Raw genomic sequence first — 19,447 nt, 5'->3', positions numbered from 1 at the left:
TCAGACGACGGTCTCGAGGTCCAGGGCGTACATCGAGGCCCCGGCCTGCGCGAAGTTGGCCATGTCCGCCGAGGCGGCCTGCCCCTCCGCGGACCCGAGGTCGGCGAGCGCGGCCTCCTTGGACGGCCAGTCGAGGACGGCGCTGACGAAGTACGGGGGCTGCGACCCGTCCAGGCTCTCGGCCACGCCCCAGGTGTAGTTCGACAGGCCCGAGAGGTTCTTCGCCAGCGGGGCGTGCGTGGTGCGGTAGTACTCGAGGAAGGCCTGCGGGTCCTCGGGGTGGTGGTAGTTCACGACGATCCGGTACACGGGTCCTCCGTTCCCTCCCCGGGGCGCGGGTGCCCCGGCGGTCTCAGCCCCGGTAGGACTCCCAGGTGGGGGAGGTCTCCGGGTAGTCCGCGGCCTCCGGCGCGGTGCGCGGCCAGCGCACCCGCTCCACCGAGCCGAAGCTCGTGGCCAGCTGGTCGGCCGGCACCGCGTACATGAACGTGATCGAGCGGCGGGCGAAGCGCCAGCGGCCGCCCTCGCAGCGGTAGTCGTCCTCGTAGCGGAAGGACGCGAGCACCAGCGTGCTCGACGTGGCCAGCTCGGCGTGGCCGTGCGACCAGCCCGACGCCGTCCCGTCGCCCTGCAGCCGGACGACGCCGGGGTGGGGGGTGTGCAGCATCGTGCGGTAGGTGTCGAAGCTGGCCACGTAGGCCGCGCGGATCGCCTCCCGCCCGGTGGCGGCCGCGCCGCGCCGCTCGAACACGCCGTCGTCGGTGTACATGGCCACCACGCTGTCGACGTCGTGGTCGTCGACGGCCCGCGCGTACAGGACGCCGAGGTCGGCGATCGCCTGCCGGTCGGCCTGCGCCCGGACCGCGGCGGCGAGGGCGGTGAGGCCGCTGTCGGCCGGTGCGGCCGTGGTGAGCTCCGCGGTCACCGCCGGCAGGTCGAGTCTCACGCCGGCACCTCCGCGGGGGCAGGCAGGGTGTGCAGCACGTCGAGCAGCCGCTGGGGGATCGCGGCCTTGCCGCCCTCCGGCGTCCGGCACACGAAGGTCATCGCGCCGTGGGTGACCACCGAGCCGTCGCGGACGAAGTCGAAGCCGAGCGTGTAGGACGTCGTGCCGACCCGGTCGAGGGTGATCTCGATCGTCAGCTCGTCGAACACCCGCACCATCTGCCGGTAGGTGCACTCCGAGTGCACCCCGACGGTGAGCACGCCCAGGTCCTCGACCAGCTCGCCGCTGCGCAGGCCGTGCGCGTACAGCCACAGCGTCTGCGCGCGTTCCATCCAGGGGTAGTAGACGGCGAAGTAGGCGATCCCGACGACGTCGCAGTCGCCGTAGGCCAGCCGGAACCGCAGCGGTTCGTACGTCACGGCAGCACCACCGTCGCGCTGCCGGAGACGACCGCGTCCCCACCGGGGTCGCCGTCCACGACCTCCAGGACGACGTCGCAGTCGGCCAGCCGCACGCCGTCCTCCTCGCGCACCGCGCGCACCGTGCCGCGCACCCTCAGGTGCTGGCCGGCGAGCACGGTGCCGAGGAAGCGCACCCGCAGCCGGCGTAGTGACCCCGCCCCGCCGGCCCACGCGGTGACGGCGTTCATCACGTAGCCCATGTTCAGCGGCCCCTGGTTGACCGGCCGGTCGCCCATGCCGAGCGCCTGCAGCGTGGCCACGTCCCAGTGGATCGGGGTGGGGTCGGAGAGCAGCGCCGCCATCGTCTTCATCTTCTCGGCGCTGACCGAGGCGACCTCCCAGGGCGGTAGCTCGGTGCCCACCTCGACCGGGGCGGCGGTCGTCATGCGTCCCTCCGGGGGAAGACGATGGAGTTCCAGCAGCGGGCCACGTGCGCTCCCGGGTCGTCGGGGGGCAGGCCCGGGTCGCGCAGGTCCATGGCGTAGCCGACGACGTCGAAGACGCCGGTGCGCCGGCCGACCTTGCGCTCGGCGGACTCGACGCCCCCGCTCACCCGGTAGGTGGCCCCCACCCGCAGCGGCCGGTGCAGCGTCGTCTCGTGCTCACCGAACACCGGGCCGTCGGCGGCGCTCGCCCCGAACCAGCCGAACAGCTCGTCCCAGGTGACCCCCATGGCGCCGGTCGCGGCCATCCAGGCGAACAGCGGGTGCGCGGTCTGCTCGCCGCCGTCGGTCAGCGACGGCGGGTCGGCGAGCACGCAGTCGGCGAGCAGCCAGGCGCGCCACGGCTCGACGGTGTAGCTGCCGCCGGGGAAGCGGCGCCCGACCAGGGTCTGCAGGTCGGCCTCCGCGAAGGCCACTCAGACCCCCCGCTCGTGGTCGGCCCAGTAGGGCTGCCGCAGCTCGCGCTTGAGGATCTTGCCGGTGGGGGCCTTGGGCAGCTGGGGGACGAAGTCCACCGAGCGCGGCTTCTGGTAGCCGGCCAGGTGCTTGCGCGCCTCGTCGATGATCTCGGTCTCGGTCGCCTCCGTGCCGGGCTTGAGCACGACGACCGCCTTCACCGACTCGCCCCACTCCTCGTCCGGGACGCCGAAGACGGCGCACTCCAGGACGGCGGGGTGCTGGTTGATGGCCTCCTCGACCTGGACGCTGTAGATGTTCTCGCCGCCGGAGATGATCATGTCCTTGGCCCGGTCGACGATGAAGACGTAGCGCTCCTCGTCCCAGGTGGCCATGTCGCCGGTCCACATCCAGCCGTCGCGGATGGTCTGGGCGGTCAGCTCGGGCTGGTTGAGGTAGCCGATCATGTTCTGCTCGCCGCGGGCGACGATCTGCCCGGCGGTGCGGCCGTCCTGCGGCACGTCGCGGCCGTGCTCGTCGACCACCCGGATCTGCGCGGTGAAGCCCTCCCGCCCGCACGACCGCAGCCGCTCGGGGTGGTCGCCGTGGACCGCCCGGACGTGGTCCTCCTGCGACAGGAAGGTCATGCCGGCGCCCTCGGTCTGCCCGTAGCCCTGGATCATCGTGCAGGGGAAGGCGTCCATCGCCGCGCGCACCACCGAGGAGGGCATCGGGCCGCCGCCGTACTGGAAGTTGCGCAGGCTGGAGAGGTCGTAGCTCGCGAAGTCCGGCACGGCCATCATCCAGTTGATCATCGTGGTGATGCCGAGGAAGGCCGAGACCCGCTCCTCCTGGATGACCTCCAGCGCCTGCTTGGCCTCGAAGTTGACCAGCACGAGCGGGCAGCCGTGCCGGTTGTAGTTCATCGCCAGCACCGTGGGGATGTGGTACATCTGCCCGGTCAGCATGTAGACGTCGCTGGGCACGATCCGCTCGGCCACGGTCTGGGCCAGCATCATCGCCCCGGTGCTGCGGTGCGTGTGCAGGGCGCCCTTGCTCTTCCCGGTGGTGCCGCCGGTGTAGAGGATGAAGAACGGGTCGTCGTCGAGGGCCTGCGCCGTCCAGACCGGCTCCTCGTCGCCGGCCCCCTCGACCAGGCGCACGAACGAGCCGTCGCTCTTGTCGCCGAACTGCAGCCAGTGCGGGACGTCGACGTCGCGCTGCAGCTGCTCGACCGTCTCGGACCACTCGTCGGCGCTGACGACCGCCCGCGGCGCGGCGTCGCGGACGATGGTCGCCAGCTCCTCGCCGGCCAGCCGCCAGTTCAGCGGCTGCAGCACCAGCCCGGCGCGGCCGGCGGCGTAGTACAGCGCCATGTACTCGGCGCAGTTGCGGGAGAGGACGGCGAAGCGGTCACCCTTCTGCAGGCCCAGGCCGCGCAGCCCGTTGGCCGCGCGCCGGACGAGGGAGTCGAACTCCGCGTAGGTCATCCGGCGGCTGTTCGGCACGTCGACGATCGCCTCGGCGCGCGGGGTCAGCGCGGCCCACTTGGCGGGGACCAGGCCCTGGTTCACGGCGGTGCTCCTCGTCCGGCGCCGGGCTCAGTAGGGCAGGTCCAGCTCGATGTGCCGCTTGGTGAACCGCCAGGCGCCGTCACCCTCGCGCACCAGCTCGTCCTCGTACTTGGCGGTCGACAGGAGGGTGGCCTTCCCGTCCTGCACCGAGATCAGCGTCAGGTAGGAGGTCACGGTGGCGGCGTCCTCGGTCTCCTTGCGGATGGCGACGTTGGTGGTCACGTGCCGGCGCTGGTCGGTCTGGCTGGCCAGGCTGTCGGTCATCAGCTTCATCACCGCGGGCTTGCCCTCGAACGGGCCGATGAGGTCGCCGCCGGCGATGCGCATGGTCAGGACGGCGTCCTCGGCGAAGGTGTCGGCCATCTCCGCCATGTCGTTGTCGTCGTAGGCGATGGAGTACCGGTTGAGCACGTTCTCGATGGCGCCGCGAGCGGACATGGCGGGTCTCCTCGGTGTGGCCGACGGTCCTCGTCGGCGTGGATGTGACCGCGGTTACCCTATGCATGGTTCGCCTGGTTGACCAGACCCTTCGCCGCTCGTCGTCCGCGGCCGGCCGGGGCGCGGGATCAGGCGGCGGCCGGCGGGTCGAACTCGACGAGCAGGCTCTCCACGCTGCGGGTGTAGAGGCCGGCCTCGCGCGGGGTGAAGCCCTCTTGGTAGCGCAGGCCGGGCAGCCGGTCGAGCACGAGGTCGAGTGCGACGGTCATCTCGCTGCGGGCCAGCAGCGAGCCCACGCAGAAGTGCCGGCCCAGGATGAACTGCACGTGGTTGGCCGCCCCGGAGAAGGCCTTGGCGACGTCGAGGTCGGGGCGCCGCACGTCGAACTCGTCGGGGCGCTCGAAGTGGCGCTCGTCCCGGTTGGCCGCGGCCAGCATGAGGATGCAGGTGGCGCCCGCGGGGATCGTCGTCCCGGAGAGCTCCACCGCCTCCTCGGTCTGGCGCATGATCATGTGCACCGGCCCGGAGTGGCGCAGCGTCTCGGCGATCACGGCGTCGGCCAGGGATCGATCGGCGCGCACCGCCGCCATCTGCTCGGGGTGGTCGAGCAGGTTGCGGACCATGCTGGCGATCGCCTTGTCCGTCGTCTCGCCGCCGGCGACCAGCAGCAGGCTGACGAAGGCCTTGATCTCCTCGTCGCTCATCCGCTCGCCGTCGACCTCGGCGCGGCACAGCCGGGACAGCAGGTCGTCCCCGTTCCCCTCGCGCCGCTCCCGGACGATCGGGAGCACGTAGTCGCGCAGCTCCTCGCGGGTCTGGTCGGCGCGGGCGGTGACCGCGGGGTCGCCGGCCAGGTTGTTCAGGTGCGCCATGATCGAGTGGTACCAGCCGTGGAAGCGCTGGTGGTCGCTCTTGGGCAGGCCGAGCATGTCGACCATCACGTTGATCGGGAACCAGGTCGTGAACTCCGCGACCAGGTCGGCCCGGCCGCGCCCGGCGAACCCGTCGACCAGGTCGCCCGCCGCCCGCTGCACCACCCCGTCGACCAGCTCCGCCGCGTTGCGGGTGACGACGGGGAGGAACGCCTCGAGGCCCTTCCCGCGGAAGAAGGGGTTGAGCAGTGCCCGGTGCGTGGCGTGCTCCTTGCCCTCCATCTGCAGGATGGTGCGGCCGTGGATCGGCTCGAGCTGCCACTCGTAGTTGCGGCTGGAGAAGGCCGGGCTGCGGAAGGCGCCGGCGACGTCGGCGTACCGGCTGAGCAGCCAGCTCTGCGTGGCCTCGTGGAAGGTCACCGGGTGGGAGTCGCGCAGCACCCGGTGGAAGGGGTAGGGGTCGGCGAGGTACTCCGGGGACAGGATGTCCGGCGCCGGCGGGGTCACGGTCGAGGTCATGGCGGGCTCCCTGTGGTCGGCGTCGGATATCTGCACATGGTGCGCAGGGTGTGACGCCGACCACAAGGTCCGGCCGCTACTTCACGAAGGCGCCGGCGTCCACGGGGAACGTCACCCCGGTGACGTAGCGGGCCTCGTCGCTGGCGAGGAACAGCACCGCGTTGCTGATGTCCACCGGCTCGATCCACGGCACCGGCAGCGTGTTGAGCGACAGGAACCCCGGCATCGCCTTCTCCCGGCTGGGCTCGGGGTCGCCCGGGGAGAACATCGCCCAGGTGCCGGGGTTCTGGATCATGATCGTGTCGACGTTGGTCGGGTGGATGGTGTTCACCCGGATCGAGTGCGGCCCCAGCTCGTTGGCCAGCGTCCGCATCAGGCCCACGATGCCGTGCTTGCAGGCCACGTAGTGGGCGACGTTCTGGATGCCCTTGAGCCCGCCGATCGAGCTGGTGAACAGGATGCTGCCGCCCCGGCCCGCCTCGATCATCGACGGGATGGCGACCTTGGCGGTGTGGAAGACGCCGGTGAGGTTGACGTCGACCATGTCCTTCCACTGCTCGCCGGTCAGCTCCCACGCCTTGCCGTAGGTGGCGATCCCGGCGTTGGCGACGACGGTGTCGACGTGGCCGAACTCGGCCAGGCCCTCGTCGAACGCCGCCTGCAGTCCGTCGAGGTCGCGGACGTCGGCCCTGCGCGCGACGATCCGCCGGTCGAGGGCCTCGACCTGGCGCACCGTCTCGGCGAGTTCCTCCTCGGTCGCCAGCGGGTAGTAGGGCGTCACCGTGTCGATGTCGGCGCAGATGTCGACCGCGACGACGTCCGCGCCCTCCTGGGCCAGGCGGAGCGCGTGCGCCCGCCCCTGCCCGCGCGCCGCGCCGGTGATGAACGCGACCTTGCCTTCCATGCGACCTGCCATGACCGGGCTCCTCTGCTCGGGTCCCACCGCGCCGTCGCGGTGGGCGCGTGGGGGTGCGCGCCGGCGTCAGCTGCGCGCGTTGGCCGCGGAGACGCCCGGGGGCACCGCGCCCGGCGGCAGCCGGCGCTCGCCCGGCGTGAAGGTGGCCGGGATCCGCTGCCAGCCCTTGTTGACGCCCTGCCGCGGGTAGCGCTTGAGGCCGGACAGGTCGACCGCGTAGTCGGGCATCCGCTCCAGCACCTGGGCCAGCATCTCCTTGGCCATGCGCTTGCCGAAGTGCGAGCCGGCGCAGCGGTGCACGCCGACGCCGAAGGCCAGGTGCCGGTTGGGCCAGCGGTGGATGTCGACCTCGTCGGGGTCGGTGAACTGCGCAGGGTCCCGGTTGGCCGACGACCACGCGAGCAGGGCCCGGTCGCCCACGTGCATGGGGCAGCCGTGGAACTCGGTCTCCTGCAGCACCGTGCGGGCCAGTGCCTGGGTGGGGGAGAAGTAGCGGAGGAACTCCTCGATCGCGCGGTCGAGCAGCGACGGGTCGTCGATGAGCTCCCGGCGGACGTCGGGGTGCTCGTGGAGCCACACCAGCGCCTGGCTGACCAGCGAGGCCGTCGTCCCGACGCCGCCGCTCACCAGCAGCTCGACGATCGAGAAGACCTCCTCCTGGGTGATCGGCCGGTCGTCGACCTGCTGCTGCACCAGGTAGCTGATGACGTCGTCGCGCGGCTCGGCCGCGCGGGCGGCGATCGTCTGCCGCATCTGCTCGGAGCAGTAGGGCAGGTCGACCTCGACCGCGCGCCGGTACACCGGGCTGTCGGTGGGCTCGGCGAGGGTGGCCTGGTGCGAGCGCGCGTAGACCTGCCAGTCCTCGACCGGCAGGCCCAGCCAGTCGATCGTGCAGATGGCCGGGACGCCGATGACCTGCGCGAGGTCGGCCTCGCCGGACTCGATGAGCTCGTCGACGAACCACGTCGTCCACTTGACGATCATGTCCTCGACCTTGGCGACGGCGGCCGGCGAGGCGATCGGGTTGACCACCTTGCGGTAGGACCGGAACTCCGGCGGGTCGAGCTCGATCGGGATGTGCTTGTGCATCGGGGTCTTCGGGATGACCACCGACAGGCCCGGCCCGCCGTACTGGTCGAGGCGCTGGGAGGAGAAGACGTCGTCGTCGCGCGCCGCCTCGAACACCGACTCGTAGTCGCTGAGCACCCAGAAACCGCCGTAGAGCTCGCTCCACGCGACAGGATGGGTCTCGCGCAGTCGCCGGTAGGCGCCGACGGTGTCGTCGGCGTGCTCCTGCGAGTGGTGGTCGAAGTGGACGACGGGACACCGGCCAGAGGTGCTCATGTGGTCCTCGTCTCTGATCAACGTCACAGTGTGATAATGCTTATCCTGGTTTTGCTGTGTCAACAGGGTCGGCGTCCCCGCAGGACGCCGCCGTCCCCCGGAGGTGTCTGCGATGCGCGTCACGGTCGACCTGGGAGCCTGCCAGGGTCACGGCGTCTGCCACATGAGTGCCCCGGACGTGTTCGAGCTCGACGAGACCGACGGCCACGCGATCGTCGTGCAGGACCCGGTGCCCGCGGAGCTGGAGGCCGACGCGCAGCTGGGGGCCGACAGCTGTCCCGAGCGGGCCATCACGGTCGCCTGACGGGCGCGGCACGGTGCGCATCGTCGTCGTCGGGGCCTCGCTGGCCGGCGTCCGGACCGTCGAGGCCCTGCGCCGCCGCGGCAGCGACGCCGACGTCGTGCTCGTGGGCGCCGAGCCCGGCTCCCCCGACGGGGTGGCCGCCGATCGGCCGCCCCTGTCGAAGGGGTTCCTCGCCGACCCCGCGGTGGAGGCCCGGCCGCTGACCGACCGGCAGCGCCTCGGGGCGCTCGGCGTCGAGCTGGTGTGCGGCCGCGCGGTCGACCTCGACCGGGACCGCCGCCAGGTGGCGCTGCACGGGGGTGAGTCGGTCGCCTACGACCGGCTCGTCGTCGCCACCGGGTCCACACCGCGCACGGTCCCGGGCCTGGAGCCGCGGGCCGGGGTCTGGACGCTGCGCACGGCCGCCGACGCCGCGGCGATCCGCGCCGCGGCCACCGAGGGCGCCCGGGTGGTCGTCGTCGGCGGCGGGTTCATCGGTGCCGAGGTGGCCTGGACCCTGCACGGGCACGGGCGGACGGTCGCGCTCGTCGAACCGCTGCCGGCGCTCCTGGTGCGCGGGCTGGGACCCGAGCTGGGCGCGGCCCTCACCCGCCGGCACGCCGCGGCCGGCATCGACCTCCACACGGGGGCGGGGGTGGCCGCCCTCGAGGGCCGCGACCGGGTGACCGGGGTGCGGCTGACCGACGGGACGCTGATGCCGGCCGACCTCGTCGTCCTCGGCCTGGGCACGGTGCCCGAGACCGGCTGGCTCGCCGGTGCCGGCCTGGACCTGCGTGACGGCGTCGTCTGCGACGAGCGGCTGGCCGCCGTGGGCGCCGAGGACGTGTGGGCGGTGGGCGACGTCGCCCGGTGGCGGCACCCGCGCGTCGGCGAGGACGTGCGCGTGGAGCACTGGACGAACGCGGTGGAGACCGCCGGCGTCGTCGCGGCCAACCTGACCGGGACGCCGACGGCGCACGACGCGGTGCCCTACGTGTGGAGCGACCAGCTCGGTGCCCGGCTGCAGGTGTTCGGCCGCGTGCGGCCCGGCGACGAGCTGCGGGTCGTCGTGGGCGACCTCGACGGCAGCTTCGTCGCCATCACCGGCAGCGAGGGGCGGCTGCGCGCGGCGGTCGGCTTCGGCGCGCTCAAGGCGCTGCTGCCCTTCCGCAAGCTGCTCGTCGCCGGTGCCGGCTGGGACGAGGCGCTGGCTGCCGCATAGGACGGCGCGCCCCGCGTGCCGGCGCGGGACCGCCACCCCTCACGCCCGGGGGGTCGCCGCGGCGACCGGCGCCGCCCGCGGGACCGCCGCCGGCGGCACCCGGCGCTGCACGACGGCGTAGGAGGCCACCGCGACGGCCATCGCCGCCGCGGTGACCGCCCAGGGCAGGTCGTAGCCGCCGGTCAGGTCGGCCAGCGCGCCGAACGCCAGGGGTGAGACCAGTGCGCCGAGGTAGTAGCCGCACGACATCACCGCCGTCGCCCGCCCCACCGCGTGCGGGGCGCGGTCGACGGTGACGGCGTGCGCGAACCCGGCGCCGACCATCGCGCAGAGCAGGCCGGCCACCGCGCCGACGGCCACCACCGCGAGACCCAGGTGGGTCCCCGCCCAGAGCAGCAGCGTCCCGGCGAGGCCGACCAGGCACACCCGCGCCGCCGTCGCGGCCCGGGGCAGGGGTCCCCGACGGTCGCTGCGGCGGGCGACGACCACCATCGCCACCGTGCCCGCCCCGGTGCCGGCCGCCGACACCAGGCCGGCCGTCACGGGCGAGACCCCGCCGTCGACCAGGCTCACCACGAGGAACGCCGACAGCGGGTTGGTGCCGATGACGAAGCAGGTCGCCGCCAGCAGCACCCACGCGAAACCCCGCGGCAGCGGCGCCGCGCCGCGCCGGCCGGCCGGGCCGGGCGCGGCCCGGTGGCTGGGCACCCACACCATCGCCAGCGCGGTGTTGACCGCGGCCAGGGCGGCCAGCACGAGCACGACACCGCGCCAGCCGACCGCCTCGGCCGCGGGGGGCCCGGCCAGGGCCACCACGGTGAGCAGGCCGGGGATGCCGGCCGTCTTGACGGCGACCGCGGCGGCCGCCTGGTCGCGCCGGGACACGCTGGTCACCGCGACGCTGGTGCCGGCGTTCACGAAGGCGTAGCCGCAGCCGGTCACCACGCTGGCGACCAGCAGCGCGGGGAACGAGCCGACCGCGGCGGCCCCGGCCAGCCCGGCGGCGGTGAGCGCCTGGTCGCCGGCCACCCACCAGCGGGCACCGAGCCGGTCGACCAGCCGCGACCCGAGCAGCGACGTGACGCCGGTGGCCCCGTAGAAGACCCCGACGACCAGCCCCAGCTGGGCGCCGGTCAGGCCCAGGTCGGCCCGCAGCGCCGCGCCGAGGTAGCCCACGATCGGCATCGGTGCGGCGCCGAGCCCCATCGCCAGCGTGCTGACCGCGAGGACGGCCGGCCGGGACGGTGCCCCGCGGCTCCCACTCATCGGTATTAATCCTTATCCTGTTTTGCGCCCCGGCGGAAGTGCGCCGGGCCGGTCGAGGGGCGACGTTGTCACCCTCCATACGATTCGCATAGTTTGTCGTCCAGGTCACCCGAACCGGAGGGACACGATGGGCAGGCTCGACGGCAAGGTCGTGTTCATCACCGGTGCCGGGCGCGGCATGGGCCGCAGCCACGCCATCCGGCTCGCCCGGGAGGGCGCCGACGTCATCGGCATGGACGTCTGCGGGCCCGTCGCCAGCGCCACCGGCCCGGTCACCACGCCCGACGACCTGGCGGACACGGTTCGGGCGGTCGAGGCACTCGACCGGCGGATGGTGACCTTCCAGGCCGACGTCGCCGACGAGGACGCGCTCACCGCGGGGCTGGCCGACGGTGTGGCCCAGCTCGGCCGGCTCGACTGCGCGGTCGCCAACGCCGGCATCGGCGTCCCCCCGCACGAGGTGGCCGCCACCCCGGCCCAGGAGTGGCGGGACATGCTCGAGACCAACCTGACCGGCGTCTTCCTGACCGCGAAGGCCGCCGTCCCGCACATCCGTGCCCACGGCGAGGGCGGGTCCCTGGTGCTGGTCAGCTCCGCGCTCGGGCTGCGCGGCATGCCGAACGTCGCCAGCTACGTCGCGGCCAAGCACGGCGTCGTCGGGCTGATGCGGACGCTGGCCCTGGAGCTGGCGCCGGAGCGGATCCGGGTCAACTCGATCCACCCGACCAACGTCGACACGCCGCTCATCCAGAACGAGAACGTCTACCGGCTGTTCCGGCCCGACCTCGAGCACCCGACCCGCGAGGACGTCAGCGGCGTCTTCCAGGACCTCAACCTGCTGCCCACGCCGTGGGTGCAGCCCGAGGACGTCAGCGAGGCGGTCCTGTACCTGGCCGCCGACGACTCCGGCCGGTGGATCACCGGGACGACCCACCGGATCGACGCCGGCTGGATCACCAAGTAGGCCGATCGAGCACGAGGAGGACAGCGTGGCAGGACGCGTCGAGGGCAAGGTCGCCTTCATCACCGGGGCGGCCCGCAGCCAGGGACGCAGTCACGCGCTGCGGCTGGCCCAGGAGGGCGCCGACGTCATCGCCGTCGACGTCTGCGCACCGATCGGGTCGATCCGGATGTACCCGCCGGCCACCGAGGAGGACCTGGCCGAGACCGTGCGCCAGGTCGAGGCCCTCGACCGGCGGATCGTGGCGACGAAGGCCGACGTGCGCGACCCGGCCGCGCTGAGGGCGGCGGTGGACGACGGCGTCGCGCAGCTGGGCCGGCTCGACATCGTGCTCGCCAACGCCGGTGTCTTCGAGCTGTCCCCGTCGCTCGAGCTCTCCGACGGCGCCTGGCAGGAGATGATCGACATCAACCTGACCGGTGTCTGGAACACCTGCAAGGTGGCGCTGCCGCACCTCATCGGGTCCGGTGGCGGGTCGATCGTCATCACCAGCTCGACCGCCGGGCTCAAGGGGACGGCGAACACCATCCACTACACGGCCGCCAAGCACGGCGTCATCGGCATCATGCGCACGCTGGCCAACGAGTTCGGCAAGCAGTCGATCCGGGTCAACACCGTGCACCCGACCGGGGTGGACACCGTGATGATCCAGAACGAGAAGACCTGGGGGCTGTTCACGCCCGACGACCCGAACCCGACGAGGGAGAAGTTCACCGAGCTGTTCGAGACGCTGCACCCGCTGCCGGTGCCCTACGTCGACCCGGTCGACATCTCCAACGCGGTCCTGTTCCTCGTCTCCGACGAGGCGCGCTACGTCACCGGCGTGACGCTGCCCGTCGACGCCGGCTACACCATCCGGTGAGCGACCGGGGCCCACGCCCCGGCCCAGGGACCGCCGACGGCCGGCCCACCGGCGACGGCGCGCACACCGTCCGGGAGCTGCGCGGCCGCATCGGGGTCAGGCTCGTCGGCCGCGACCACGAGCTGGACCTCCTGCCGGCAGCCGTCGCCGCCGGCAGCGACGTGCTGCTCGAGGGCCCGCCGGGGACGTCGAAGTCCACGCTGCTGCACGCCGTCACCGGGGAGTGGGGCATCCCGCTGGTCTTCGTGGAGGGCAACGCCGACCTCACGCCGGCCCGCCCGGTGGGCCACCACGACCCCGCCCGGGTGCTCCGCGAGCACTGAACGCCGGAGCGCTTCGTGCCCGGCCCGCTCGTCGAGGCGATGCGGACCGGCGGCTTCCTCCACGGGGAGGAGCTCGACCGGACGCCGGAGGACACGATCGACACCCTGCTCACCGCCACGGACCAGCGGCGCATCGCGGTGCCCCGGGTGGGCACCGTCGAGGCGGGGCCGGCCGGCGGCCTCCCGGCACCGCGGCACGCGCCCGCTGCGCCGCCGGCCCGAGCAGCTCACCGAGCCGCCGGCGCTGTGCCAGCCCTCCGCGGGTGGGGGGGCTGGCCCCTCGTCGGGGACGACGGACGAGCCGGCCGAGCTGATCGCGCCCGCCGACCTCGCCGACGGCAGCCCCGTCGACCTGGTCACCCGGCAGCGCGCCCGGGGGATCGCCCGCCGGCTGTCCGTCCCGCACCCGCCGCGCGACCACCGCGCCCACCGGGGAGCCGGGGAGCCGGGGAGCCGGCCAGCGTCCCGTGGCGCGGCGGCTCGGACGACCTCGACCCTGGAGCGGACCCTCGACGTGGTGGTCGGCGAGCCGGTGCTCGACGACGAGGACGTCGTCGTGCGCGAGCGGTGGCGGCGCCGCCGCTCGGTCGTCGACGTGTCCGGGTCGGTGCCGGGCGAGCGGGCCCGGACGACGGCGGCCACGGTGGGCGCGCTCGCCGGTGAGCTCGGCCGCGGCCGGATGGCCGTGGTGGCCTCCTGGTCCGACGCGGCGGTGCTCGTGCGCCTCGGTGAGCAGGTGGCGCTGGTCGCCGTCCTGCACCTGCTGCTGCGGGTCCCCACGCACGGCCTGACGAACGTCTCCTTCGCGCTGGAGGTGGCCGGCCGCCAGAGGCCGGGGTCCGGGCGCACGACGCACGCGTCGTCCTGCTCTCCGACGCCGTGCACGACGCGGGACCCGACCCCCGGTCGGCCGCCGCGCGCCGGCCGCGGGCACTGCCGCCCGGTGCACACGCACTCCGACGTGGCCGCCGCGCTGACGGCCGTCTTCGCGGACCGACGCCCTGGTCGGCACCCGGCCGCTGCGCACGGGAGCCGACCGGGCGGCTCAGCCCTTGACGGCCCCGGACAGGAAGCCCTGGGTGACCTGGCGCTGCAGCAGGACGTACAGCACGACCACCGGGAGGATGGTGATCAGCGTGCCGGCGGCGAGCGGGCCGGCGTCGACCGACCGCCCGCCGATGAACAGGTACAGGCCCAGGGTCAGCGGGCGGTAGTCCCCGCTGGGCATGTACAGCAGCGGCACCAGGAAGTTGTTCCACTGCTGCAGGAAGGTGAACACCGCCAGCGCGCCCATCCCGGAGGTCACCAGCGGCACCATGACCTGCCGGAACAGCTGCCACTCGCTGGCGCCGTCCATCCGGCCTGCCTGCTCCAGTTCCGTCGGCAGGTCGGAGAAGAAGGCCCGCATGAACCAGGTGCCGAACGACAGCTGCGTGCTGGCCAGCACGAGGTTGACCCCGACCAGGCTGTCGAGCAGGCCCATCGACCGCATCTGGAAGTACAGCGGGACCATGTAGGCGAAGAAGGGCACCAGCAGCCCGAAGACCACCAGGTAGAACGCGAGGGTGCGGCCGGGGAACGGCAGCCGCGCGAAGGCGTAGCCGGCCATCGTCGACAGGACGACGACGATCACCGTGCTCGGGACGCTGAGCAGGACGCTGTTGAGCAGGTAGCTGTCGAAGTCGCCGACGGTCCAGGCGGTGTCGAGGTTCTCCAGCGAGAAGGAGCTGAACAGGCCGAACGGGTTGACCCGCACGTCCTGGGCGCTCTTCAGGGTGGTGGAGACGACCAGGATCACCGGGAACAGGGTGAGCAGGGCCAGCAGCCCGAGCGTCAGGTTGCGGCCCATCCCCGGCCGGCCGGGCGCGTAGGCCCGTCCCCGTCCCCTCACGCGCCCAGCCCCTCGCTGGAGGCCCGCCGCTGGAGCCGGTTGAGCCACACCGCCACCGGCACGGCGAGCGCGGTCACCACGAGGGCGAGGGTGGTGCCGTAGCTGATGCGGCTGAGCTGGAAGGCGTTGCTGTAGGCGTAGGTGCCCAGCACCTCCGTGGCGTTCGCCGGACCGCCCCCGGTCATGACGAAGACGATGTCGAAGACGGCGAAGCCGCCGATCAGCGTGAGCGCGGTGACCATGAGGAACACCGGCATGATCTGCGGCAGCACCACGGACCGCAGCCGCTGCCGGTAGTTTGCGCCGTCGAGCATCGCGGCGTCGACCAGCTCCGTGGCGACGTTGCGCAGCGCCGACAGGACGATCACGAAGACGAAGCCGGTGGCCGTCCAGATCGCGGTGCCGAGCACGGCGTAGAGCGCGGTGTCCGGGTCGCCCAGCCAGCCGCGGGTCACCTCGCCGAGCCCGACCGCCTCGAGGCCGCGGTTGAGCCAGCCGCGGGTGGGCGCGTAGATCCAGCCCCACACGACCCCGACCGCCACCTGGGGCAGCACGTACGGGAGGAAGAAGACGACCCGGTAGAAGGTCGAGCCGCGCCGCACCCCCCACAGCAGCAGGGCGAGCCCCGTGCCCAGGACGAGCGGCCCGGCGGTGCCCAGGACGATCCAGATGAGGTTGTTCCAGGCGGCCGCCCACATCTGCCGGTCCTGCGCCAGCTCGGTGAAGTTGGCCAGCCCGACCCAGGGCGGGGTGGTGTCCAGGCCGTCGAAGTCGACGAAGACGTAGTAGACGGCGTTGAGCACCGGGAAGACGAGGAAGACCGCCATCAGCACGACCGCCGGCGCGACGAGCAGCACGCCGAGGCGCGCCTGCTGCCGGCGGGTGGCCTCGGAGACCCCGGACTGCGTCCGGCGTCCCCGGCGGCGCGACCGCCCCGTCTCGGGGAGCGGCGGTGCGGCGGCTGGCGCCGGCGCCGCGGTCACGCCGGCCCCCGGCCGCCGGAGGTGCCCCGGCTCACTGCTGCGACGCGGCCTGCAACGCCGCCGCCACCTCGGCCGGCGTCGACTGGCCGGTGAGCAGCGCCTGGATGCCGTCGAACATCGCCTCGTTGAAGGCCTCGGACATGAGGACGTCGATGTTGTAGCCGAGCTCGCCGCCGCCCTCGGAGAGCGAGGAGACGTCCTCGAGCACCTGGGCGAGCAGCGGCTCGACGTCCAGCCCCTCGGTGTCGACGGGCCGCGGCGGGATGGTCTGCAGGTTCTCCACCGACCACTGGCCGTGCTCCTCGGAGGCGAAGAAGTCCAGCAACTCGATGGCGCCCTCGGGGTTGTCGGTGTTGGCGCTGATCAGCGGGCCCGAGCCCAGACCGGCGGCGAAGACACCCTCGCCGTCCGGCGCCGGGAAGGGCACGTAACCGGACTCGAAGTCGGCACCGACGGCCAGGTCGTTGATGAACCAGCTGCCGGTGGGGATCATCGCCGCCTCGCCGGAGAGGTACAGCGAGGTCATCGTGTCGTAGTCGATCGACACCGGCGACTCGCCCAGCCAGCCGTTCTGGTTGGCCTCCTGCCAGAAGGTCAGCGCGTCGACGACCTCGGGTGAGTCCCAGGAGCGCTCGCCGGAGAACAGCGCCTCCATGCCGTCGGGGCCCACGGCGCTCGACAGCGCCATGCTCAGCAGGTGGCTGCCCGGCCAGGCGTCCTGGTCGCCGAAGGCCATGGGGATGAGGCCGGCCTCGCTGACGGCCTGGCACGCGGCGCGCAGGTCGTCGAGCGTCCGCGGCGGCTCGATGCCCAGGTCGCTCAGGACCTGGGTGTTGTAGAAGAGCCCGACGGTCTCCATCTCACCGGGGATGCCGTGGATCCTGCCGTCGTAGGTGACCCGCTCCTTGGCGAAGTCGTAGACCTCCCAGCCGTTCTCCTCGTAGGCCTCGGTGAGGTCGTAGAGCAGGCCGGCCTCGGCCAGTGCCCCGGCGAAGGAGGGGCCCGAGCCCCAGCTGATGACGTCCGGCCCGTCCTCGGCGCGCAGCCGGGTCTGCAGCACGGTGCGCATGGTGTCGACGTCGAGCTGCTGCACCTCGACCTCGATGCCCGAGGACTCCGTGAAGTCGGCCAGGTGGTCCTCGAGCCGGTTGAGCGAGTCGGCGTCCTCCAGCTGCTCGACCAGGTACACCAGGCTGTCGCCGCCACCCCCACCGCCGTCGTCACCGGGCGACGCCGACTGTCCCGTGCACGCCGTCGCGAGCAGGCAGACCGCCGAGGTGACCAGGACCTTCGAGGAGGAGCGCACGGGTGGACCTTTCGACGTCGTCGTCCGGGTGCAGGTCGCACGGAGGGCGCATCGTCCGTCCCGGCCCGACGCGGCGTCAAGGAACGGGAGTGGACCGTTACGACTCCGCGGCCGAGTGACGGGAGCCGTGTCCGCCGGTGCTCACCACCCCCGAGGGGGGATCACACCCCGTCGCCGGTGAGGGCGCGGATGCGCCACTCGGCGGTGTGCCGGTCGCCCGGCCGGAGGACCACCACGTCCTCGCCGCTCCGGAAGGCGTCGGGGGGACAGGTCATCGGTTCGACGGCGAGGCCGGCCCGGTGCAGCTCCGGCTCCGGGCGGTCGGCCGTGTGCAGCTGCACCCACGGCAGCCGCTCCGGGTCCCACTCCAGGGCGACACCGCTGCCGTCGGCGCAGCGGACCTCGGCCCGGGCGGTGCCGTCGGGGTCCGGCGCGACACCGGTCACGGCGTGGTCGACCGTGACCCCGCGCAGCGGTGTGCGGCCGGCGCGGAAGTCGAGGGCGGTCCCGTCGACCGGCCGGCGGCCGACCGGCAGGAGGCGTCCGTCGTCGACCTCGAGGTACTCCCCGGCGCTGAGCGAGAGGGTCCAGTCGTCGACCCGCCCGGGGCCGGCGACCAGGTACGGGTGGACCGAGCAGCCGTAGGGCGCCGCGGTGGTCCCGGTGTTCTCGGCCGCCAGCCGCCACGACAGCCCGTCCCCGTGGACCCGGTAGGTCACGACGACGTCGAGCTGGTGCGGATAGCCCGGCTGCGGCACCACGCGGGCGCCGAGTGCCACGCCGTCGGAGGAGCGGTCCCGCACCTCCCACCGGGTCCAGCACAGCAGGCCGTGCAGCGCCGTCCGGCGGTCCGGTTCGGTGAGTGGGAGCTGCTCCTCCCGTCCGGCCCAGCGGTAGCGGCCGTCGCCCACCCGGTTGGGCCACGGTGCCAGCACCGACCCCCGGAAGACCGGCCGTGCGGCGTCCGCGCCGAAGCCGGCGACGAGGTCGCGGTCGCGCAGGCGCAGCCGGCGGAGGCCACCGCCCACCTCGGTCACCACGGCGGTGACGTCGCCGGCGCGCAGCTCGACCTGTTCCCCGGTGGGCGGGACGCGGGAAGTCATGTCTGCGAACGTTAACAGACTGTGACCCACGCCCCAATGCGTTCGTGTCTCGCGTGCATAACGCCGAGAAACAGTCGCCGCGGACCCCTTGACCCCGGGACATGTTTGCGTTCACAGTGTGCCGCATCACGCCCAGCAGCGTCGCCGGGCCCGGAGGACGAGCCGCCTGGGTGCGCGTCCCGGGGGTCAGTCAGCGGTGGTCGCGACGGGGAGCACCACGAGACCGGACCGGACGGGCCGGCAGGAACCCACAGGAGGCAGACGTTGATCAGGAACAAGCTCCTCGCCGCCGTCACGGCGTCGGTCGCGGCCCTCGGCCTCGCGGCCTGCGGCGGCTCGGCCAGCGGCAGCGGCGGCGGTGGTGGCGGGGACGACACCATCACGATGGGCTTCGCGCAGGTCGGGGCCGAGAGCGGCTGGCGCACCGCCAACACCCAGTCCATCCAGGAGTCGGCCGAGGCCGCCGGCATCGAACTGCAGTTCTCCGACGCCCAGGGCGAGCAGGAGAACCAGATCTCCGCGATCCGCTCCTTCATCCAGCAGCGGGTCGACGTCATCGCCTTCAGCCCGGTGGTGGAGACCGGCTGGGACGCGGTCCTCCTCGAGGCCAAGCGCGCGGACATCCCGGTGATCCTCACCGACCGCTCCGTCGAGACGGAGCAGGAGGACCTCTTCGTCACCTTCCTCGGGTCGGACTTCATCGAGGAGGGCCGCAAGGCCGGCGAGTGGGCGGTGGAGAACTGGGCCTCGACCGGGGCGCAGTGGAACATCGCCGAGCTGCAGGGCACGACCGGCGCCGCGCCGGCCATCGACCGCCAGGAGGGCTTCGCCGAGGCCATCGCCGACAGCCCGAACCTGTCCATCGTGGCCTCGCAGTCGGGTGACTTCACCCGCACCGGTGGCCGCGAGGTCATGGAGGCGATGCTCAACTCCAACCCGGAGATCAACGCCGTGTACGCGCACAACGACGACATGGCCCTGGGCGCGATCGAGGCCATCGAGGCGGCCGGCAAGGTGCCGGGCCAGGACGTCCAGATCATCTCGGTCGACGCGGTCCGCGACGGCATGCAGGCGCTCGCCGACGGCAAGATCAACTTCATCGTCGAGTGCAACCCGCTGCTCGGTGAGCAGCTGATGGACCTCGCCCAGCAGGTGCTCGACGGCGAGGAGGTCCCCGAGCGGGTCGTCACCGAGGAGACCACGTTCACCCAGGAGCAGGCCGCGGAGGTCCTCCCGGACCGGAAGTACTGATCCCGTCCGGGGAGCCGGTCCCGGCCCCCGCGCCCCCGCCCGCCCGGGCGTCCACCACCCCCGGGCGGGCGGCGGGCACCACCTCCC

22 protein-coding genes are annotated in these 19,447 nt (G+C 73.1%); 7 read left to right on the top strand and 15 right to left on the bottom strand.

From position 1 onward, the window contains the following. The 10 genes from BMZ33_RS13665 to BMZ33_RS13620 all read right to left on the bottom strand — a co-directional run bounded on the left by BMZ33_RS13665 (position 1) and on the right by BMZ33_RS13620 (position 7,909). Positions 1 to 309, bottom strand: coding sequence for an EthD family reductase (locus tag BMZ33_RS13665; protein WP_091111367.1), 309 nt, complete (start codon positions 307 to 309; stop codon positions 1 to 3). Positions 310 to 352: 43 nt separating this feature from the next. Then, entirely contained in the window at positions 353 to 946 is a 594-nt protein-coding gene (locus BMZ33_RS13660; protein ID WP_169064301.1) for a nuclear transport factor 2 family protein, read from the bottom strand. Continuing rightward, positions 943 to 1,365, bottom strand: a complete 423-nt coding sequence (locus BMZ33_RS13655; RefSeq protein ID WP_169064300.1) for an acyl-CoA thioesterase — start codon at positions 1,363 to 1,365, stop codon at positions 943 to 945. Before BMZ33_RS13655 ends, BMZ33_RS13660 begins: the two co-directional genes overlap by 4 nt. Beyond that, positions 1,362 to 1,793, bottom strand: a complete 432-nt coding sequence (locus BMZ33_RS13650; RefSeq protein ID WP_091111363.1) for a MaoC family dehydratase — start codon at positions 1,791 to 1,793, stop codon at positions 1,362 to 1,364. The genes BMZ33_RS13655 and BMZ33_RS13650 overlap by 4 nt, the downstream gene beginning before the upstream one ends. Next, positions 1,790 to 2,266, bottom strand: coding sequence for a hypothetical protein (locus tag BMZ33_RS13645; RefSeq protein WP_091111360.1), 477 nt, complete (start codon positions 2,264 to 2,266; stop codon positions 1,790 to 1,792). Before BMZ33_RS13645 ends, BMZ33_RS13650 begins: the two co-directional genes overlap by 4 nt. Next, positions 2,267 to 3,820, bottom strand: coding sequence for an AMP-binding protein (locus BMZ33_RS13640; protein ID WP_091111357.1), 1,554 nt, complete (start codon positions 3,818 to 3,820; stop codon positions 2,267 to 2,269). A 27-nt stretch (positions 3,821 to 3,847) separates the two neighbouring features. After that, positions 3,848 to 4,258, bottom strand: coding sequence for a nuclear transport factor 2 family protein (locus BMZ33_RS13635; protein ID WP_091111354.1), 411 nt, complete (start codon positions 4,256 to 4,258; stop codon positions 3,848 to 3,850). 128 nt (positions 4,259 to 4,386) lie between these two features. Next, positions 4,387 to 5,649 carry a cytochrome P450 gene (locus BMZ33_RS13630; RefSeq protein WP_091111351.1) on the bottom strand — a complete coding sequence of 421 codons (1,263 nt, stop codon included), beginning with the start codon at positions 5,647 to 5,649 and terminating at the stop codon, positions 4,387 to 4,389. Positions 5,650 to 5,725: 76 nt separating this feature from the next. Continuing rightward, positions 5,726 to 6,565: a mycofactocin-coupled SDR family oxidoreductase gene (locus BMZ33_RS13625; RefSeq protein ID WP_091111349.1), complete on the bottom strand. Its 840-nt coding sequence runs from the start codon at positions 6,563 to 6,565 to the stop codon at positions 5,726 to 5,728. 66 nt (positions 6,566 to 6,631) lie between these two features. Beyond that, positions 6,632 to 7,909 (bottom strand): cytochrome P450, encoded by a 1,278-nt coding sequence (locus BMZ33_RS13620; protein ID WP_091111346.1) that lies wholly within the window; start codon positions 7,907 to 7,909, stop codon positions 6,632 to 6,634. A 112-nt stretch (positions 7,910 to 8,021) separates the two neighbouring features. Here BMZ33_RS13620 and BMZ33_RS13615 point away from each other — a divergent pair, with 112 nt between their 5' ends. Together BMZ33_RS13615 and BMZ33_RS13610 are read left to right on the top strand one after the other, a co-directional pair. Further along, complete coding sequence (locus tag BMZ33_RS13615; protein WP_091111343.1) at positions 8,022 to 8,213, top strand: ferredoxin; 192 nt, start codon at positions 8,022 to 8,024, stop codon at positions 8,211 to 8,213. Between the two features lie 13 nt (positions 8,214 to 8,226). Then, complete coding sequence (locus BMZ33_RS13610) at positions 8,227 to 9,414, top strand: NAD(P)/FAD-dependent oxidoreductase (RefSeq protein WP_091111340.1); 1,188 nt, start codon at positions 8,227 to 8,229, stop codon at positions 9,412 to 9,414. A 39-nt stretch (positions 9,415 to 9,453) separates the two neighbouring features. Here the strand turns inward: BMZ33_RS13610 and BMZ33_RS13605 are convergent, their stop codons facing one another. Further along, a complete protein-coding gene (locus BMZ33_RS13605; RefSeq protein WP_091111337.1) occupies positions 9,454 to 10,680 on the bottom strand; it encodes an MFS transporter in 1,227 nt (408 codons plus the stop codon). A gap of 127 nt (positions 10,681 to 10,807) precedes the next feature. On the opposite strand from BMZ33_RS13605, the gene BMZ33_RS13600 reads away from it, so the two are divergent. The 4 genes from BMZ33_RS13600 to BMZ33_RS24685 are packed head-to-tail and all read left to right on the top strand — an operon-like array spanning position 10,808 to position 13,489. Continuing rightward, entirely contained in the window at positions 10,808 to 11,644 is an 837-nt protein-coding gene (locus BMZ33_RS13600) for a mycofactocin-coupled SDR family oxidoreductase (RefSeq protein ID WP_091111334.1), read from the top strand. A gap of 25 nt (positions 11,645 to 11,669) precedes the next feature. Next, positions 11,670 to 12,503 carry a mycofactocin-coupled SDR family oxidoreductase gene (locus BMZ33_RS13595; RefSeq protein WP_091111332.1) on the top strand — a complete coding sequence of 278 codons (834 nt, stop codon included), beginning with the start codon at positions 11,670 to 11,672 and terminating at the stop codon, positions 12,501 to 12,503. After that, on the top strand, positions 12,500 to 12,826 hold the full coding sequence (locus BMZ33_RS13590) for an AAA family ATPase (RefSeq protein WP_169064299.1): 327 nt from the start codon (positions 12,500 to 12,502) through the stop codon (positions 12,824 to 12,826). The genes BMZ33_RS13595 and BMZ33_RS13590 overlap by 4 nt, the downstream gene beginning before the upstream one ends. A 15-nt stretch (positions 12,827 to 12,841) precedes the next feature. Then, positions 12,842 to 13,489 carry an AAA family ATPase gene (locus tag BMZ33_RS24685; RefSeq protein WP_169064298.1) on the top strand — a complete coding sequence of 216 codons (648 nt, stop codon included), beginning with the start codon at positions 12,842 to 12,844 and terminating at the stop codon, positions 13,487 to 13,489. A 382-nt stretch (positions 13,490 to 13,871) separates the two neighbouring features. Here BMZ33_RS24685 and BMZ33_RS13580 read toward each other — a convergent pair whose 3' ends face one another. The 4 genes from BMZ33_RS13580 to BMZ33_RS13565 all read right to left on the bottom strand — a co-directional run bounded on the left by BMZ33_RS13580 (position 13,872) and on the right by BMZ33_RS13565 (position 18,109). Continuing rightward, positions 13,872 to 14,717 carry a carbohydrate ABC transporter permease gene (locus tag BMZ33_RS13580; protein ID WP_136697293.1) on the bottom strand — a complete coding sequence of 282 codons (846 nt, stop codon included), beginning with the start codon at positions 14,715 to 14,717 and terminating at the stop codon, positions 13,872 to 13,874. After that, positions 14,714 to 15,574 (bottom strand): carbohydrate ABC transporter permease, encoded by an 861-nt coding sequence (locus tag BMZ33_RS13575; protein ID WP_136697292.1) that lies wholly within the window; start codon positions 15,572 to 15,574, stop codon positions 14,714 to 14,716. The genes BMZ33_RS13580 and BMZ33_RS13575 overlap by 4 nt, the downstream gene beginning before the upstream one ends. Before the next feature lie 157 nt (positions 15,575 to 15,731). Further along, positions 15,732 to 17,006 carry an ABC transporter substrate-binding protein gene (locus BMZ33_RS13570; RefSeq protein ID WP_091111324.1) on the bottom strand — a complete coding sequence of 425 codons (1,275 nt, stop codon included), beginning with the start codon at positions 17,004 to 17,006 and terminating at the stop codon, positions 15,732 to 15,734. Between the two features lie 161 nt (positions 17,007 to 17,167). Continuing rightward, positions 17,168 to 18,109 (bottom strand): aldose 1-epimerase family protein, encoded by a 942-nt coding sequence (locus BMZ33_RS13565; protein ID WP_091111321.1) that lies wholly within the window; start codon positions 18,107 to 18,109, stop codon positions 17,168 to 17,170. Between the two features lie 264 nt (positions 18,110 to 18,373). Here BMZ33_RS13565 and BMZ33_RS13560 point away from each other — a divergent pair, with 264 nt between their 5' ends. Continuing rightward, the gene (locus BMZ33_RS13560; protein WP_169064297.1) at positions 18,374 to 19,360 is read left to right on the top strand and encodes an ABC transporter substrate-binding protein; all 987 of its coding nucleotides are present in this window, start codon (positions 18,374 to 18,376) and stop codon (positions 19,358 to 19,360) included. Positions 19,361 to 19,447: the final 87 nt, after the last annotated feature.

This window comes from Geodermatophilus dictyosporus, assembly GCF_900115505.1.
GTDB lineage: Bacteria > Actinomycetota > Actinomycetes > Mycobacteriales > Geodermatophilaceae > Geodermatophilus > Geodermatophilus dictyosporus.
The sequence above is the reverse complement of the archived record's forward strand: the minus strand, read 5'-3'. Positions and strand labels throughout refer to the sequence as shown.

Coding starts and splice junctions, on each gene's coding strand:
- BMZ33_RS13650 (WP_091111363.1), bottom strand. CDS start 1,793: ATGACGACCGCCGCCCCGGTCGAGGTGGGCACCGAGCTACCGCCCTGG.
- BMZ33_RS13635 (WP_091111354.1), bottom strand. CDS start 4,258: ATGTCCGCTCGCGGCGCCATCGAGAACGTGCTCAACCGGTACTCCATC.
- BMZ33_RS13630 (WP_091111351.1), bottom strand. CDS start 5,649: ATGACCTCGACCGTGACCCCGCCGGCGCCGGACATCCTGTCCCCGGAG.
- BMZ33_RS13625 (WP_091111349.1), bottom strand. CDS start 6,565: ATGGCAGGTCGCATGGAAGGCAAGGTCGCGTTCATCACCGGCGCGGCG.
- BMZ33_RS13620 (WP_091111346.1), bottom strand. CDS start 7,909: ATGAGCACCTCTGGCCGGTGTCCCGTCGTCCACTTCGACCACCACTCG.
- BMZ33_RS13615 (WP_091111343.1), top strand. CDS start 8,022: ATGCGCGTCACGGTCGACCTGGGAGCCTGCCAGGGTCACGGCGTCTGC.
- BMZ33_RS13605 (WP_091111337.1), bottom strand. CDS start 10,680: ATGAGTGGGAGCCGCGGGGCACCGTCCCGGCCGGCCGTCCTCGCGGTC.
- BMZ33_RS13600 (WP_091111334.1), top strand. CDS start 10,808: ATGGGCAGGCTCGACGGCAAGGTCGTGTTCATCACCGGTGCCGGGCGC.
- BMZ33_RS13565 (WP_091111321.1), bottom strand. CDS start 18,109: ATGACTTCCCGCGTCCCGCCCACCGGGGAACAGGTCGAGCTGCGCGCC.